Here is a 15,725-nt window from a genome sequence, read left to right as displayed (position 1 = left end):
CCATAAAATTTCTATAAATTTTATTTATCAATAGATGTGCTAAAATTTATATATATTAAAAATATATATAAAGGAGAATTTACAATTCAAATTGTAATCAAGCACAAATGTATAAAAATGCATCTTTTTTCAAGAGATTTTTTTCAAATGTCTTCGACAACTTTTTGTTTATAGCATTTTCTGCAGTTATCTTTTTGATAATGCTAGATCACGCTAATCAAACATTAACTCACAGAATTGTTTCTGTTGTCTTAGTTTGCATTTGAATGAATGTTTATTTCTTGATTTTGCCTTTATCACTAAAAGGCAAAACACTTGGAATGGAACTATTTAAACTCAAGCTCATAGATACAAATTCAAAGCAGTTTAGTTATAAACTCATTTTCAAAAGAAACATAATAGGAATATTTATGTTGCAAGTTATCTTCTTACTCACAATTATTCCAATGTGCCTTCAAAAAGAAATGACAATCAAGGAATTTGAAAAAACAAATGAATTTAAATCATCCAGCGCATTTATATCTGCACTAATGACTGCATGATTAGCAATTCACACAATAGGTTACACAATGTTAATTTTTTACAAAAAAAAACTAACATTACTTGATTTAATGTTTAATACAAGGATTGTTGAAGATAAGCAAATACAACAAGTGCTTGAAGAAGAAATTGTGCTTTTACCTTTCTATAATAAAGGACGTAAATATCGTTACGTTAATAAGGAGGAGAATTTATGGGATTAATTAAACCTGATTTATTAAGTGACTTAAACGAACAGCAACGTGAAGCTGTTGAATATTTTGACTCACCTTTAAGAATTATCGCAGGTGCTGGTTCAGGTAAAACTAGAGTTCTTACAAGAAAAATAGCTTACTTAATTAATGACTTAGGTGTAAGCTACAAAAATATTTTAGCTTTAACATTTACAAATAAAGCTGCAAATGAAATGAAAGAACGTGTTTTACAATATTGTTCAAAATCAGTTGATAGCGATCAACTTAAAATCTCAACATTCCACTCATTTTGTGCAAAATTATTAAGAAGAAAAAGTAAATTAATTGGATTTAGAGAAAACTTTATTATCGTAGATGACCCTGACAAAATCCAAATACTTCAAGGTATTTATGAAAAAAGAGGAATCACATCTCACGATATTAGTTATAAAACAATGATTGAGTACATTTCTTGAGCTAAAAACTTCCAAATTCAATCAGGGCCTGAATTAGCAAAAATGCTAAACAAGTCACCTCAACACATCCTTGCAGTTGTATATCAAGATTACTTAAACGAATTAACTTCAAAAGGTGCTGTTGACTTTGATGACTTAATCATCTTTACAAAACTTTTATTCGATACACATCCTGAAGTAGTTGAAGAACTTAAGAAATTATTTGAATACATGCTTGTTGATGAGTTTCAAGATACATCAAAACTTCAATATGAAGTTATTAAACAAATCATTGGTCCAAATACACACTTTACAATTGTTGGAGACCCTGACCAAACAATCTACAACTGACGTGGTGCTGATGTTAACTTAATCTTAGACTTTGATAAAGATTTTGAAAACGTTAAAACAATCGTGCTGGATACAAATTACAGATCAAGTAAGAAAATCTTAGATGCAGCTAACAATCTTATTATTCATAACTCAAACCGTGTTCATAAAAATTTAATTACAGAAAACGAAGAAGGTTTAGAAATTGAGTATTACCACGGATTCAATTCAGAAGCCGAAGCTAGATGAGTAGTTCAAAAAATTAATGAACTTAAAAAACAAAAACAACAATTAAAATCAATTGCAATCTTATATCGTGCAAACTACTTATCAAGACCAATTGAGGATGCACTTATTGCAGAAAACATTAACTACAAAATCTTTAATGGAATTAAATTCTTCCAACGTGCTGAAGTTAAAGATGCACTTGCATTCTTGAAAGTTTTAGCAAACCCTAATGATGATATTTCATTCGAACGTGTTATTAATGTTCCTAACAGAGGAATCGGTCCTGCTACTCTTAAAAAACTTAAAGACCACGCAGAAAACATTCACGATAGTTTATTCAACATAATGATTAGAGATATTAAAATTCTACCTATCTCAAAAGAATTAATTGTTAAATCAATCTTCCCATTCTTATCAACTATTCGTAAATACCAAAAAGCTTTATTAACAAATAAAATAAGCTTAACTTTGAATAAATTCCTTGAAGAAATCAAATACTATGAACACATCGAAATGAATAAAAACCTTAGAGGGTCAGCTATTGATAACGTTAAGGAATTAATTAACTCAATTCAAAACTGAGAAAGCAACAATCCAGATAAGTCTGCTATTGACTACTTAAACGAAGTTGGGCTAACATCAATCGAAGATGAATATGATAACGTTTCTAATTACGTTTCACTTATGACAATTCACTCTGCTAAAGGGTTAGAATTTGATAACGTTTTTGTTATCGGTATGTCTGAAGGAGTTTTCCCTAACAAACGTGCTTTAGATAGAGAGAAAAATAAAAAACAATCATCATCTCCATTAATTGATAAATACAACGATACATTAGAAGATGAAAGACGTTTAGCTTATGTTGCAGTAACCAGAGCAAAACAACGTTTATTCCTAAGTGACTCACGTGGAAAACTTATTTCATCTGATATTGATAAGAAACCTTCAAGGTTTATTGGAGAAATGGGAGTTGATATTTCAGACTTTATTATCAACTACCACGGAAGAAAATTTGATGATCCTACATTCTCACCTGATGATGAAACACCTACAAACAATAACGTTGTAGTTGGAGACATTATTTCTCACGTTATGTTCGGTGAAGGTGAAGTTGTTGAAGTTAAAGGAACAGAAATTGTTATTGACTTCATTAAAGATAGAAAAATAAGAACCCTTAATAAAAATCACCCTTCAATCAAAGTAATCACAAGATAATGAATTTAACAGCTATTATTGCAATTTCAATAATCTCATTAATATTACTCTTTGTATTATTAATGGGATTTTGATTAATTATTTACTTATATTACATAAGATCAACAGCTGGAATAATTTTGTTTGAAATTGATTCAGTTAATAAAAAAGTTCTTAGATTTTCAAAAAGAAATCAAGCATTATCAACTTTATTTGATGCTAAAAAATTAGGTTTCAGAACATTTAATTTCATTACATTACAAACCTTTTTTAGCTTCCTTGATGAAGGAAGTAGAAAAAAACTAAATGATTTCTTTGACTTAGTTAGTGATTCAGTTAAAACTTCTTTTGAAATTAAACTGAATCCAGAATTTAACACATCAAACCTTACGTTATTTGAAAAAATAGCTTACTTGCTTGATAAATCAAATAAAAGACTTAATTCATCATATATTCTTAAAATCAAACCTATTGAAAATAAAAAATTCATTTGTACTATTAAATGAGAAAAAAATCGACTTAAATACAAATTTAATCATCATAATTCAGAACAATCATTAAAAGAATTCGAACAAAAAAACTTCAAAAGCAACAAACATTCAGTTTTAGCTTTTGCGTTTAAGCCTTACTTTATAAACAAAGAATTTGACAGCATCCAAATTAAATCAATTTTTGATAACTTAAATATTTCAATATCAAAAACGCCTTTCTATATTATTGATGGAATTCTGTTTATTGTTAAGAATAAATTATCAAAATTTGGACACAAAAAGTATCTTAAAATGATTAATGAAATTAATGATAATAGGATGATTAATAAATTCTTCTTATGTGCTTCATTAATTAACGAAAATAAACTAAATAATAAAGCTGACAAACTTAAATTAATCAATAAAATCAAATTCTCATTATTTAATTTAACGATTAATCCTAAAGCAAAATCAACATATTCAAATATTCCTGTAACAATTTCTCAAGATCCTAAATTCACAGAATTTGTTAAGAGATTAAATGAATATGTGCAATGAAACAATACTTTAAGTTCTAAAAATGCAACAATTAAGAGTACAAACATCTTTGTTTATGAAACTAAAAAAGCTTCAAACATTGTAATCAACTCATTGCAAAAAATCACTAAAGACGACCAAGACAAATATTGAACTGACTTCTTTCGAAAAATCCCACATTTAAATTACTTATATGAGAAAAAATGATACGACTTCATCACACAAAATACTGAAAAACTTGATGAAACCGGTAATGTTAAAAATATGCAGAGATTGATAAAAATATCTCAAGAGACATTTTTACAATCTAACTTCATTCTTGAAGAAAAGAAACCAATTTGTCTTATTTATGCATACAATAATACATTTGACACATATCATTTAAGACAAAAAATCAGTAACAACTACAAGAAAAAAATACCTACAGCTTTATACATTGACACCATTGATAAATCTCTTATCAATATCATCAACGATACAAAACTGCAAGCTATTGTGATTGGAGAAAAGATCTCAAAACAATTAAACAATACAAAGGTATTTTTAAACTGTTTTAATATTGTTAACTTAGCCACAAATAATAACATTAAGACTATTTATGAAGGCGCACCTGATTATTTAGACCCACTTACAATTAAAAAGGCCAATGTTAAAATTTCATATAAGAATGATAATTAAAATATCCTGATCAGGGATATTTTTTTGTATAAAAAAATCAGCTTTTAAAGCTGATAAATTATTTATCTGACTTGTACACTATTAAATTAGGATTTTCTCTGTAGCCTCTTCCTTCTTTAGCTTCAGGATTACCATTTAAAATAGTTGCGTCAGCTGAGAAAGAATTGTTAAGTTTAAAAATGCTTTGACCAACTCCATAATAGTCTACAGGAACATTTAATGATTCAAATAATTCTATTTTTTCTGCATTAAATCCGGATGAAACAACTATTTTATAGTTAGTTGCTCCAGCTTTATCTAATGCTTCACGTAATCTTTTAATTTGTTCTGGATTAACTCCATATTGCTTTTCTTCATCATTATCAAACATATGGTCAATCATATTCTTTGAAGTGTCAATTCTAACACCTCAAACAAGATTTCCGAGTTCATTTCAAACTTTAAGAGATTCACTAATAATATTATTATGATAGTCTACGAGAGCTATAAGTTTATTTTTAGGGAAAAGTTTATGATAAGCCTTAGTTGCAGCGACTGTGTCACCTGCAAAACCTTGAATTAATACGTGAGGCATACTTCCGAAAACATTTTCATCATTAACTTCGTTTTGATCTTTTTGAGCTAATGTAGAAACAGCTTTAATTCCACCAACTCTAACTGCATAACCGTCCATTTCTTGATTAATGTAGTGGTCTGCTCTGTCTCCCATAAAGATGACTTGTTTATCTTTTGCAGCTTGCACACAGTGGTAAGCATTTGTAGCAATTGATGTATTTCTAGCTAAAATACCATCAATCATACCTTCTCAAATACCAAAATCTTGATAGTGGCCTTCTAATTGTAAAACAATATCTAAATTATTAATTTTTGAACCTTCAGGTAAGTATTTAATTGTGTATTTTGATGTGTCCGTTTGTTCTTCTAAAAGAGCAAGAACTTCATTAATTCCACATAAAACTGAGTTGTCTTTTCTTTGAAAAAATTGCATAACAATCTTGTTGTTAGGTTTAAAAGTTTCTAAGATTTGTTTAGTTTTTTCAAAGTAAGATGCAATATAGGTTTTTTTATCTTTGTGCATTTTTACCACCTGTATAATAAAACAAAACTACAACAAATAGTTTGTTGTTAAATTATTTTTGCTTATTAAGTTTTTGTTCTTTTCTTAGTTGTTTTACTTTTTGTTTTTTAGCTTTGTATTCTTCTCTTTGTTTGTTTAATTGTAATTTTTTAAGTCTAATTGCTTCACGTACTTTTGGAGAAATAAAGTAAATTTTAGGAAGCGCTTTTTGACCTGGTTTTAGGATTCTGAGTACTTTTCTTAAGAAGAATCCTAAAGCAGGTGCTGAAAACATAGCAAAGAGTAAAAGCATAATGTCTAAAACTACAATAACTAATGTTGAATTACCTTTGTAGTTAAATGGATGTAAATATGAAACAACTGAATAAATAGCAACACCACGTTCTAATTCAGTTCCTCCAAATTGCATAAATTTGTGCCCAAATGCATAAATTGCAAATGTGAAAAATAAGTAAGCAATTGGATAAATCATAAAACTTCAAATTGACACATTTGAAATTCTGATGCGTTTTCTTTCTCATCCAACAAGAGTTAAAAGTCCCAAGAATGGAGCAGCACCGTGCATAATTGATGTTTTAACTCATTCAAAAGTTTGTGAGTCACTCATTAGTGTTGGATCAGTTGCTACACCACCTCAATAAACCGCGACTACAATAATAATGTAGACCATTGAAGCAAAGTAAAATCTTTGTGCCTTTTTAGATGTTCTATAAAAAGGATATAAGAACATTGTTACACCCATAAGCACATTAGACATAAATGTAAATCAGTAAGTTGATCCACCTCAGAAAAGTAAGGTTGCATTAGGGTAAATTAATTTTTGAAGTTTAGCACTATCAACATTAGATTCTTCTAATGTCCCTTTAATTTCTAAGAATGCTTTTTCAACTGCAATACTTCTGAAGTGTCATTCAAGTAAGGTTACAACTAAATAAGTAAGAATTAAAGTTAAACCTATTGAAAATGTAATTCAATCTTTTCAATCAAATAAATTAAATTTTGCCTTTAAAACTCTAAAAGACTTTTTCAATCCAATCACGACACCTCCTTAAAGTTAAATTATTTTAAATGCAGCTAGTAGAATAATACCTATAATAACTAGAACAAAACTAATTCCACCAAGAATAAATCATTTTGAATATTTATTCATTAAATATTTTTTCTTTAGTCTATTGAACACAAATCTATTTTCAGGTAAATATTGATCTGGAATTTTGTCTGTTTCTAATTCCTTCAGTAATTTGTTTAATTGTAAAAAATATTCAACAGTGTATTTGTTTTTTTTCTCATATGACTTGACGTTTTGTTTTTTATTTAATTCAGCACGCACTTCGTTAATAAAAACTCTTCTGTATATTGCATAAGAGTTTTTATCCAAATCTTTATAAGTTCTTCTCATTAATAAAAATCTAATAACACTACTTGAACGTTTTTAGGTTTCTTATCAATTAAAGATTTCACACCATTTTCAATTTGTGTAATTAATTCTTTAATAGTTGAATATGGTTCTTTATTTTTTTGGTTTTTAATTTTAATATCTACATAAATTTCAACGTTTGAATGTTTATCGTCAAAACTTAATCTAATTGAGTTTGAAGCTTTAATATTTTTGTATGAACTAAGCGCAATGTTTACAACATCTAAAATTGCACTTTCTTGAACTATGTAATTTTGATTTGAATTGTAAGATACATTAATTCAATTCATTATTTATTTGCTTTTCCAACGTATTTTCCAGTTTCTGTTGAAACAGAAATAACGTCATTTTCTTTAATGAACATAGGTGTTTCTAATTCAAAACCAGTTTCCACAGTTACTTTTTTCTGAGGGTTTGTTGTTGTGTTACCTTTAACTGCATCAGGTGCTTCTGTAACTAATAAATCAACGTGAGCAGGTAATTCGATATCTAAAACTTCTGATTCAAATTTTCTAATTTGAACTTCTGAACCTTCTTTTAAGAAGTTTAATTCTCATTCAACTACTGTAACAGGAATTTCAACTTGTTCATATGTTTCATTATCCATTAAAATAATGTTTTCTCCATCTGAGTATAAGAAGTTCATTTTTCTTTTATCGATGTGAGCAGGTTTAACTTTATCGCCACCTGTGTATGATTTTATAGTTGTTGAACCTGTTCTTAAGTTTTTAACTTTAGCTTTAACGTTTGCTTGTCCACGTCCTTGTTTTGAGTGTTGAGCATCTAAAACTACAAAAATTTCACCTTCATCTTGGAAAGTAATACCTGGTTTAAATTCATTAACATTAATCATAAAATTCTCCTTAGTAAAATATTTGTTTAATTATATTAAATAATTAAAAAATTGCATTTAAATAGTTTAAAAATTCAAATTTTGCTTAATTTGACACAAAAAAACTAAAATTTACTAAATTAGCTAGTGTACTAGGTGTAAAAAATATTTTTAAAGGTATGTAATAGTCTTAAAAGTTTTTGCTTAGATTTTGACACTCTTGTATAATATACAAGAGTATATAAAGATACTCCTTGGCTATAAGATTTTTAGCCCAGAAACGACCATAAGGAGAGAAAATGCAAAAATACGAAATTATGTCAATCGTTAGTCCAAAAGCAGACGTTCAAGTTTTAGTTGACTTATTAAACGAAGTTTTTGGAAAAGAAAACATTTCTAAAGTTGAAAAACTTGAAAGAAATGAATTAGCTTACGAAATCAACAAGTCAAAACACGGACAATACGTTTTAGCATTTGTTAATGCTAAAGGTTCAGACATTGCTGAATTTACACGTCGTTCAAATATTATTAAAGATATCTGAAGAGCTTTAGTAATTAATTTAGACACAGAAAAAGGTCTTAACAGAAAAGAATCTGTTAAAGAAACTAAAAAACCAGTACGTAGAACAAGAAAATCAGCTGCATCAGCAGAAGAAAAAGTTTCAAAACCTCGTACAAGAACAGTTAAAGCAAAAGCATCTGAATAATTAAATGCTTAAAAGTTTAGTTATTCACAGGGGGGGTATTATGTTTAATAAAATTACAATAGTAGGACGTATAACATCAGATAATGCGATAGCGCATACATCACAAGGTGTTCCATACGTACGTTTCACAGTGGCAGTTAATAGAAGAAACTTTTCAACACAACAAAATGAAGTTACTGACTTTATTCCGGTTGTTGCTTGAAGATCAAACGCCGAGTTCATAGCGAGATATTTGAATAAAGGGTCTCTTGTTTTAGTTGAAGGGTCTTTGCATTCAAATCAATATCACAGTAACCAAACAAACCAAATAGTAAGAACGTTAGATGTTACTGCAGATCAAATCGTCGCTCTAGAGTCAAAAAGTGTCAGAGAAGCTCGTGGTGGTTCTTTAAACGCAACTCCTTCTCCGGTGTCTGCGCCCCAAACGTATACTCCGACTTATAAAGCATCACAAAGTGTTGTGAATCATAATACACCTGCGAATGCTACATTTGAAAATACTAATCCAAAAACCGGTGCTACTAAATTACATGATTTAGAAGATCTTTTCGCAGCACCTGAGGATTTAAATTAAGGAGATAAGAATGGCTTTTTACAAAAACAAAAAAGGTTTTATTAACAGAAGAAGATCATGTGAATTCTGTGATAACAAAATGACATATGTTGATTACAAAAACGTTGATTTATTACACAAATATGTAACAGCAACAGGGCAAATTAAAGCTAAAGCTGCAACTGGAACATGTGCTAAACACCAAAGAAAAGTTGCTAACGCAATTAAAAGAGCGCGTTTCATCGCTTTGATGCCTTACCACGTTGTTCGTCCACGTATTCAAAAATCAAACTAATTTATATACTATTACACCACTTGTGAAAGCAAGTGGTTTTCTTTTATCAAAAACAAAAGCACCACTCCTGTGGCGCTTAAGGTTAAATTGAATTAGATTTTCTCTTTATTTTTTTATTGCGTTTTTGTTCAATTTCATTAATGTGGTAATAGTAGATATCTTTATAAATTTCTTTATTTTCATTTCCTACAAACTCTTCAATGTCATCAAAGTTATACAAGAAATAACCCATGTCTTCTGCATTCTTATAAATGCGTCACGTATTATTTATGTAAAAATACTTTTTCTTGGTTTTCTTTTTATTTTCAAAATTATTATCACTTGCATCTACATCTCATGATGGAATTATTTTTAACTTCTCTAAGTTAATATCAACTTTATTTTTTATTTTTAAATTGTTATCTTTTTTGAATAACTCACATTCATAAGTTCAATTTATATCTTTAAAATTATTGGTTATTTGTTTTAAAAAATCATTTAAATAACTAGAATATTTTATGAAAAAATAACGTTTTCTAGAGATACTGAAACAACTTCCAAATGGTATAGATGATACAACAAACCATACAAGAGGAAATGGAAAACCGATATCTGATTCCTCTTTTTTAAGAAAATTACTAGGAGGATAGATTCATGCAAAAAAGAATGATAAAGAGATTAGAAAATAAATTAAGCTAAAAAATGAAAGAATTGACAATGATGTTTCATATCTTTTGTATAAGGTTTTTAATGCTATAAAACCATCTAAATACTTTTTATTAATTGTTGCATTATTGCGATTTCAATATTTTAATTGCTTTCACCTGCAGTTCTCAACTTTGCTAAAATTTCTACCTATTGGTAAATAGAAACAGTAAAATATAATCAGAGAAGATAGAGTTAATAAAACCCCAATAACAATTCATAGAATAAAAATTGTTCAAACTCCTGTAGAATTCATTGTCATTAACCTTGATTAAAAATGTAATTTTCTTTTTTTATTTACTGTTCTTCTATTATTCTTCATCAATACCTCTAATTTACTTTAAATTACTTATGTATTTAAATTATAAAACTAAAAAGCTTACTTTAATAAAATAATAAAAAATGAATACTATTATAGTATTCATAATTTTAAACATTATTTATTTGGCTTAGCGATTAAGAAATTAATGTTTTTGCCAAGTGAAGATCATTTTTGCTCATACCCTGTTTGAACATTAGTTTCATTATACTTTGATGAATGTAAATCAGTTGTCATATCAATGATATTTCAATTATTTTCATTCAATGATTCAACTGTAAATTCAAATAACTTATCATTATCAGTTTTAAAGTATAAGCAACCTTTTTCAGATAATAATTGTTTATATTGGTCTAAAAATGTTTTGTATGTTAATCTTCTTTTTTCATGAGCTTTCTTAGGTCACGGATCTGAAAAAGTCAATCAAATTGTGTCTATTTTTCCTGTGAATAACTCAGTTAAATTACTTGCATCTTTAGTTACAATGAAAAGATTTTTTAAATTAAGTTCATTAATCTTCTTAAGAATTTTATTAGCTACTGTTGGGTATTTTTCAAAAGCATAATATGTAATATTAGGATTTTGAAGAGCTAATTGAGCAATCATTTCACCTTTACCTGCTCCAATTTCTAAAACATCGTTTTCTTTTAAGTTAATTGGAAATTCTTTAATTAAAAAGTCAGAATTTGCTAAATTTACTTCAGCATTTTTATCATATCTCAATCTCATGGTTTTATTATAATGTATAATTTAAAAATCACTATATGAATAGTTAAAAAGAATTTTTATAAGGAGCTAAAATGAGAATAATAGCAGGTAAATTACGTCACTTAATAATAGAACAACCAGATTCAAAATTCACTAGACCTACAGGGGATAAAGTCAGAGAAGCTGTCTTTTCATCAATTCAATTCGAAATTGAAGACACAACTTGTTTAGACTTGTTTTCAGGTTCAGGAGCTTGAGCTATTGAAGCTATCAGCAGAGGCGCAAAACACGTTGACGCAGTTGAAAAACAAAGACAAGTTTTTACTGTAACTAAATCAAATGTTGCTAAAACTAAAACAGATAATCAAATAAGTTTATTTAATGATGATGCTTTACAATTTTTAAGTAAGACAAGCAAAACTTATGATTTTATCTTTATTGATGCTCCATTTGTTGAATATGAATTAGTCAATAATTCACTTTTAACAATTTCACAAAAAAACTTACTAAATGAAAATGGTGAAATTATTTTGGAAACTGATAAACCTAATTTAATTGTCTTACCTGACAATTTGCAAGTTTATAAAGAAAAAAAATATGGAAAGGTTTATATCTTAAAAATATGTCTAAAATAAACAAATATACCTTACGCCAAGAGTTAAAGGTTAAATGTAGTGAAATTAGTTACGAAGGTTATGGCGTTTATAGAGATGAAAATAACTTTCCTATTTTCATAAGTGATTTATTACCTAATGAAGAAGCAATTATCAAGATAACAAACTTATATAAAAATTATGCATTTGGATGCATTGTTAAACATTTAACTTTTTCTGATGATAGAAACTCTGAATTTCAATGAACTCCATCAGCACCATTAGTCACTTTAAAATATCCTGCTCAAATCAAATTTAAAAATAATTATTTCTATAATTTGCTTAAAAGAAACTTGCAAAACATAAATTTAAATGAAGTTTATTATCAATTTACTCAATCTCTAATTCAATTTGAATATAGAAATAAAGTTTCTTATAAATTAAGCGTTCAAAATAATCAGTTGACTATCAATGAAATTAATCAAAAGTCTAATGAAATAACAGATGCTAATAATTTATTTTTAGTTAAACCAATCATAAAAGAAACAATCTGTCATATTTTGGATGCAATTCAAAAATTTCTGGAAAACACTGGCAAATTAAAAAACTTGAAAATGTTTGAAAAAATCACATTAAGAGCAAATTCAAAAAATCAAGTTGATGTTTGTTTATCAATTCACTCTGATTATGATTTACCTAATAAATTAGTTAAATTACTTAATGAAATTACAGAAGTTATTTCACTAAGTATCAACAAAAAGCATAGTGTACAAGTCTTATTTGAAAAAGAACAATTCAAAATGCAGTTGAACGATAAAGAGTTCGTTTGTAACATTCAATCTTTCTTTCAAGTGAACGATATTGTTGCATCAATGATGTTTATTAAGATAAAAGAGTATGTAAATAGCAAAAATAATGTTAAAACTATTTTAGATGCATATTGTGGAGTTGGTACAATTGGTCAAATTGTTGCTAACAAAAATAATTATGTATATGGTTCTGACATTGTCTCAAGTGCAATTAAAAATGCAAATAATAACAAACTTTTAAACTCTATTAGTGGTGAATATAAAACAATATCTTCTGATGTTTATTTCACTAAGAATGTTTCTAATTTAGAGGACAGCATTTTAATTTTAGACCCACCACGTAGTGGAATAAGTAAAGAATTCATCGATTGAATAATTGAAAAACAAATCAAAAATATTGTTTATATGTCTTGTGATGTTAAGACATTAACAAGAGATTTACAATTAATTTTAGAAGCTAATTCATATAAAATAACTTACATTCAAGGTTTTGATATGTTTCCTAATACACCGCATATTGAGGCGCTTGTTTTCATCGAAAAAAAATAGTCTTGCGACTATTTTTATTTTGCGATTGCATATATTCCTGAAAGTATCATTGAAATAAGAATATATGTTGAAGCGACTATTCCCGTATACAATAAGTTTTTATGCCAAATCTTTTTGTTTGTGTGCAATGAAGCAAAGAATGAACCAGCACAAACATAGATGTTTGTTGGGAATGAAAATTCCTTAAACACTAGTGTAAAAGCTAAAAGTGCTACATAAGTTGTTAATCCAGCTATTGTATCAGCCATAACATATGAGCTTAAGTTTTCTGTTATTGTATGTTGAATAGTAAATAAGACTGATGCAAATATAATGATCTGTGTTACATCTTTGAAAGTTGAATAAGTCTTGATTGAAGTCTTATTCATATTTGAAACTTGAAGTTTCTTATATTTTCTTGATATTAAGCCTCAGATGTTTCCTGAAACTATCGAAGCAAGTATATGTGCTAAAAATAGCAAGAATAAGTTGAGGAATAATATTGTTTGATTATTTAAGTTTTTGTTAAATAAGTAAATAAAAACATAAAAAAGAGATACAACTGGGTTTATAACAGGAGGAACGTTTTTACTAATGTCATTGTATAAATCATTTTCAAATTGGTAAACAAGTCCTCTGAGAATAAAGTATGAAAACAATCCTGCAGTCAATGTAGCTAAACCATATGTAAATGGAAATATAAATTTTAATTTAGCATATTTTTTGCCTACATAAGTTAGTAGCAGTGACATAGTTGATAAAAATGTAACTGCTAAAAACTCTGCAACAAATAGTTCTCATAAAAACTTCTTTGTTAATATAAATTCCACTGTAAATCCTTGATATGTTAACTGATATTTGATTTGAGCTTATTTAAATTAAATTATTGTTTATTTACTTCTTTTTTTGATTTTTCAATTTGTTCTGGTTGTTTTTCTTCAACTACTTTTGTTTGTGTAGTTGTAACTGTTTCTGTTGTTGTAACTAATTTAACAGCTTTAAATGCTTTTCTTACATAGAAAATTCCTGAAAGAATTGCAAATACTAAAGCTACGTAAATTGGGATGTTTAAAATGTATCTAACAATTTGTTGGTGTGATGTTGCATTTAATGTTGCATAATGCAATCCAACTGTAACAGTTAATGTGATTGTGAGTCCAATAGCTAAAACAAATGTTTTAATTTTTCCTCATTTACCTGCTGATACATCGTATCCTTTTGATGCTAAAAATACTCTAACACCATCTACAATAATATCTCTTAATAAGAAAAGTGCCATAGCTCAGAAAGGTAAAACATTAATTACGGCTAAATAAACAAGTGTTAAGTTAACCATTAGTTTATCTGCAATTGGATCTCAAACTTTTCCAAACACAGATACTAAATTACGTTTTCTTGCAATTGCTCCATCAAAGTAGTCTGTGACCATAGCTCCAATAAAAATTGCAAGGATTAATAAATTAATAATTGTAAGTGCAATTTTGTATCCTAGAACGCTACCTGAATTTTGTGAAGCTCCTAATGCAAAATATGATGCACCAGCTTGGCCAGTTCCTAAGTAAATTAATAAAATGCTAATTGACATTAATAGAAGCATTGGAACAACTAAAATGATTCTGATTAATGTAAGCAAGTTTGGTAAACTGATTTTTTTCTTTTCTTTTACAACTTTTACTTTTTTAATTTTCTTTTCCTTTGTTGAATTCATTTTTAAAAATCTCCTCTATTTTGCTGTGTAATTCATCTTCTTCTTTATAAATTTGATTAATTGAGGCTTCATTGTATTTTTTAACTTCTGCAAAAGCTTTTTCTTGATTTGTGCCAAAGTATTCTAAAACATTAGGGATTTTTTTAGCTCATAAGTTTGAGTTGCAATCTCTAAGTTGTTCTAAGTTTTTAACAAAAGTTTCGTGAGCAGGGTTTTTGAATAAGAATTCTCTAAATTCAGGTGATTTAAATACTTTAACAAGAACATTTCTAGTGTTATTGTTAATTTCTGACATTGTGTATTCACCAATTGATGGCACAAATTCATCATGTTTTACTTTGTTAAGTTTGATTAATTTGTTAACCATAACGTTAAGTTCATAAACATACACAATTGCTTCTTGTGTAAATTCAAAGTGCGCTTGTCTTTGTTTTTTCTTTGCAATTTTATCCTTAATGAACTGGTATAGGATGTATGATGCTAAAGCAAGTAAAACAACACCAAGGATAACTCAAATTGCTATATTTAATTTATTATCAGGCATAACATCTCCTTTCTATTTTGTAGTTATTTTTAATTTTCATTTAGGTTCTTTTGCTACTACGTATTCTTTTATTAAATCTTCTAATTCTTCAGGTGTAAAAGTTCTTCCTTCTAACATCGATTGATGTAAGAAGTTTCCATATCCTCTGTAGTCAAATGAATTAGCAGGTTGATATAGTACGTATGAAATTTTTCCACCAGTTGATAGCGTTCTTGAAATTTCAATGTCTACATCCTTTAGTTCTTCTTTGATTAATTTTAAGTTTTCATTTGCTTCTTTTTTAGCATTCACGTAGTTTTCTGCTAATAAAACGATTTTTTCAATATCAATTGTTTCGTGTTGCAT

19 protein-coding genes are annotated in these 15,725 nt (G+C 27.8%); 8 read left to right on the top strand and 11 right to left on the bottom strand.

The genetic code is table 4. The features are described 5' to 3' along the window. The first annotated feature begins 107 nt into the window (after positions 1–107). Genes NPA13_RS01515 through NPA13_RS01505 form a run of 3 tightly spaced genes read left to right on the top strand, consistent with a single transcriptional unit; the run spans position 108 to position 4,605 of the window. Positions 108–743 (top strand): RDD family protein, encoded by a 636-nt coding sequence (locus NPA13_RS01515; protein ID WP_257089692.1) that lies wholly within the window; start codon positions 108–110, stop codon positions 741–743. Further along, entirely contained in the window at positions 734–2,941 is a 2,208-nt protein-coding gene (locus NPA13_RS01510; RefSeq protein WP_257089690.1) for an ATP-dependent helicase, read from the top strand. Before NPA13_RS01515 ends, NPA13_RS01510 begins: the two co-directional genes overlap by 10 nt. Beyond that, positions 2,941–4,605 (top strand): MHO_4530 family protein, encoded by a 1,665-nt coding sequence (locus NPA13_RS01505; protein WP_257089688.1) that lies wholly within the window; start codon positions 2,941–2,943, stop codon positions 4,603–4,605. The genes NPA13_RS01510 and NPA13_RS01505 overlap by 1 nt, the downstream gene beginning before the upstream one ends. A 58-nt stretch (positions 4,606–4,663) precedes the next feature. Here the strand turns inward: NPA13_RS01505 and NPA13_RS01500 are convergent, their stop codons facing one another. From NPA13_RS01500 to efp, 5 genes are read right to left on the bottom strand one after another with little or no spacing between them, the layout of a single operon-like run. Then, positions 4,664–5,683: a nicotinate phosphoribosyltransferase gene (locus NPA13_RS01500; RefSeq protein ID WP_257089686.1), complete on the bottom strand. Its 1,020-nt coding sequence runs from the start codon at positions 5,681–5,683 to the stop codon at positions 4,664–4,666. Between the two features lie 52 nt (positions 5,684–5,735). Next, positions 5,736–6,713 carry an MAGa3780 family membrane protein gene (locus NPA13_RS01495; RefSeq protein ID WP_257089685.1) on the bottom strand — a complete coding sequence of 326 codons (978 nt, stop codon included), beginning with the start codon at positions 6,711–6,713 and terminating at the stop codon, positions 5,736–5,738. 24 nt (positions 6,714–6,737) lie between these two features. Further along, the gene (locus NPA13_RS01490; protein ID WP_257089683.1) at positions 6,738–7,082 is read right to left on the bottom strand and encodes a hypothetical protein; all 345 of its coding nucleotides are present in this window, start codon (positions 7,080–7,082) and stop codon (positions 6,738–6,740) included. After that, complete coding sequence (locus NPA13_RS01485; protein WP_257089681.1) at positions 7,082–7,390, bottom strand: MMB_0454 family protein; 309 nt, start codon at positions 7,388–7,390, stop codon at positions 7,082–7,084. The genes NPA13_RS01490 and NPA13_RS01485 overlap by 1 nt, the downstream gene beginning before the upstream one ends. Beyond that, positions 7,390–7,953 (bottom strand): elongation factor P, encoded by a 564-nt coding sequence (gene efp / locus NPA13_RS01480; RefSeq protein ID WP_257089679.1) that lies wholly within the window; start codon positions 7,951–7,953, stop codon positions 7,390–7,392. Before efp ends, NPA13_RS01485 begins: the two co-directional genes overlap by 1 nt. 278 nt (positions 7,954–8,231) lie before the next feature. Here efp and rpsF point away from each other — a divergent pair, with 278 nt between their 5' ends. The 3 genes from rpsF to rpsR are packed head-to-tail and all read left to right on the top strand — an operon-like array spanning position 8,232 to position 9,487. Then, complete coding sequence (rpsF, locus tag NPA13_RS01475) at positions 8,232–8,639, top strand: 30S ribosomal protein S6 (RefSeq protein ID WP_257089677.1); 408 nt, start codon at positions 8,232–8,234, stop codon at positions 8,637–8,639. A 40-nt stretch (positions 8,640–8,679) separates the two neighbouring features. Then, positions 8,680–9,213, top strand: coding sequence for a single-stranded DNA-binding protein (locus tag NPA13_RS01470; RefSeq protein WP_257089675.1), 534 nt, complete (start codon positions 8,680–8,682; stop codon positions 9,211–9,213). Positions 9,214–9,223: 10 nt separating this feature from the next. Beyond that, a complete protein-coding gene (rpsR, locus tag NPA13_RS01465; RefSeq protein WP_257089673.1) occupies positions 9,224–9,487 on the top strand; it encodes a 30S ribosomal protein S18 in 264 nt (87 codons plus the stop codon). 82 nt (positions 9,488–9,569) lie between these two features. Here the strand turns inward: rpsR and NPA13_RS01460 are convergent, their stop codons facing one another. Both NPA13_RS01460 and trmB read right to left on the bottom strand, forming a co-directional pair. Continuing rightward, the gene (locus NPA13_RS01460) at positions 9,570–10,427 is read right to left on the bottom strand and encodes a hypothetical protein (RefSeq protein ID WP_257089671.1); all 858 of its coding nucleotides are present in this window, start codon (positions 10,425–10,427) and stop codon (positions 9,570–9,572) included. A gap of 180 nt (positions 10,428–10,607) precedes the next feature. Continuing rightward, complete coding sequence (gene trmB, locus NPA13_RS01455; protein WP_257089669.1) at positions 10,608–11,219, bottom strand: tRNA (guanosine(46)-N7)-methyltransferase TrmB; 612 nt, start codon at positions 11,217–11,219, stop codon at positions 10,608–10,610. Between the two features lie 71 nt (positions 11,220–11,290). On the opposite strand from trmB, the gene rsmD reads away from it, so the two are divergent. Beyond that, complete coding sequence (gene rsmD / locus NPA13_RS01450; RefSeq protein ID WP_257089657.1) at positions 11,291–11,833, top strand: 16S rRNA (guanine(966)-N(2))-methyltransferase RsmD; 543 nt, start codon at positions 11,291–11,293, stop codon at positions 11,831–11,833. Further along, positions 11,821–13,149 carry a 23S rRNA (uracil(1939)-C(5))-methyltransferase RlmD gene (gene rlmD / locus NPA13_RS01445; RefSeq protein ID WP_257089655.1) on the top strand — a complete coding sequence of 443 codons (1,329 nt, stop codon included), beginning with the start codon at positions 11,821–11,823 and terminating at the stop codon, positions 13,147–13,149. The genes rsmD and rlmD overlap by 13 nt, the downstream gene beginning before the upstream one ends. Positions 13,150–13,163: 14 nt before the next feature. Here rlmD and NPA13_RS01440 read toward each other — a convergent pair whose 3' ends face one another. Genes NPA13_RS01440 through NPA13_RS01425 form a run of 4 tightly spaced genes read right to left on the bottom strand, consistent with a single transcriptional unit; the run spans position 13,164 to position 15,725 of the window. Next, positions 13,164–13,958, bottom strand: coding sequence for a hypothetical protein (locus NPA13_RS01440; protein WP_257089653.1), 795 nt, complete (start codon positions 13,956–13,958; stop codon positions 13,164–13,166). A 53-nt stretch (positions 13,959–14,011) separates the two neighbouring features. Then, positions 14,012–14,836, bottom strand: a complete 825-nt coding sequence (gene pgsA, locus NPA13_RS01435) for a CDP-diacylglycerol--glycerol-3-phosphate 3-phosphatidyltransferase (RefSeq protein WP_257089651.1) — start codon at positions 14,834–14,836, stop codon at positions 14,012–14,014. Further along, positions 14,808–15,380, bottom strand: coding sequence for an MHJ_0274 family protein (locus tag NPA13_RS01430; RefSeq protein WP_257089649.1), 573 nt, complete (start codon positions 15,378–15,380; stop codon positions 14,808–14,810). The genes pgsA and NPA13_RS01430 overlap by 29 nt, the downstream gene beginning before the upstream one ends. A 12-nt stretch (positions 15,381–15,392) precedes the next feature. Beyond that, complete coding sequence (locus tag NPA13_RS01425; protein ID WP_257089647.1) at positions 15,393–15,725, bottom strand: hypothetical protein; 333 nt, start codon at positions 15,723–15,725, stop codon at positions 15,393–15,395.

It is taken from the genome of Mycoplasma sp. 2045, from assembly GCF_024582715.1.
Classification (GTDB): domain Bacteria; phylum Bacillota_I; class Bacilli_A; order Mycoplasmatales; family Metamycoplasmataceae; genus Mycoplasmopsis.
The sequence above is the reverse complement of the archived record's forward strand: the minus strand, read 5'-3'. Positions and strand labels throughout refer to the sequence as shown.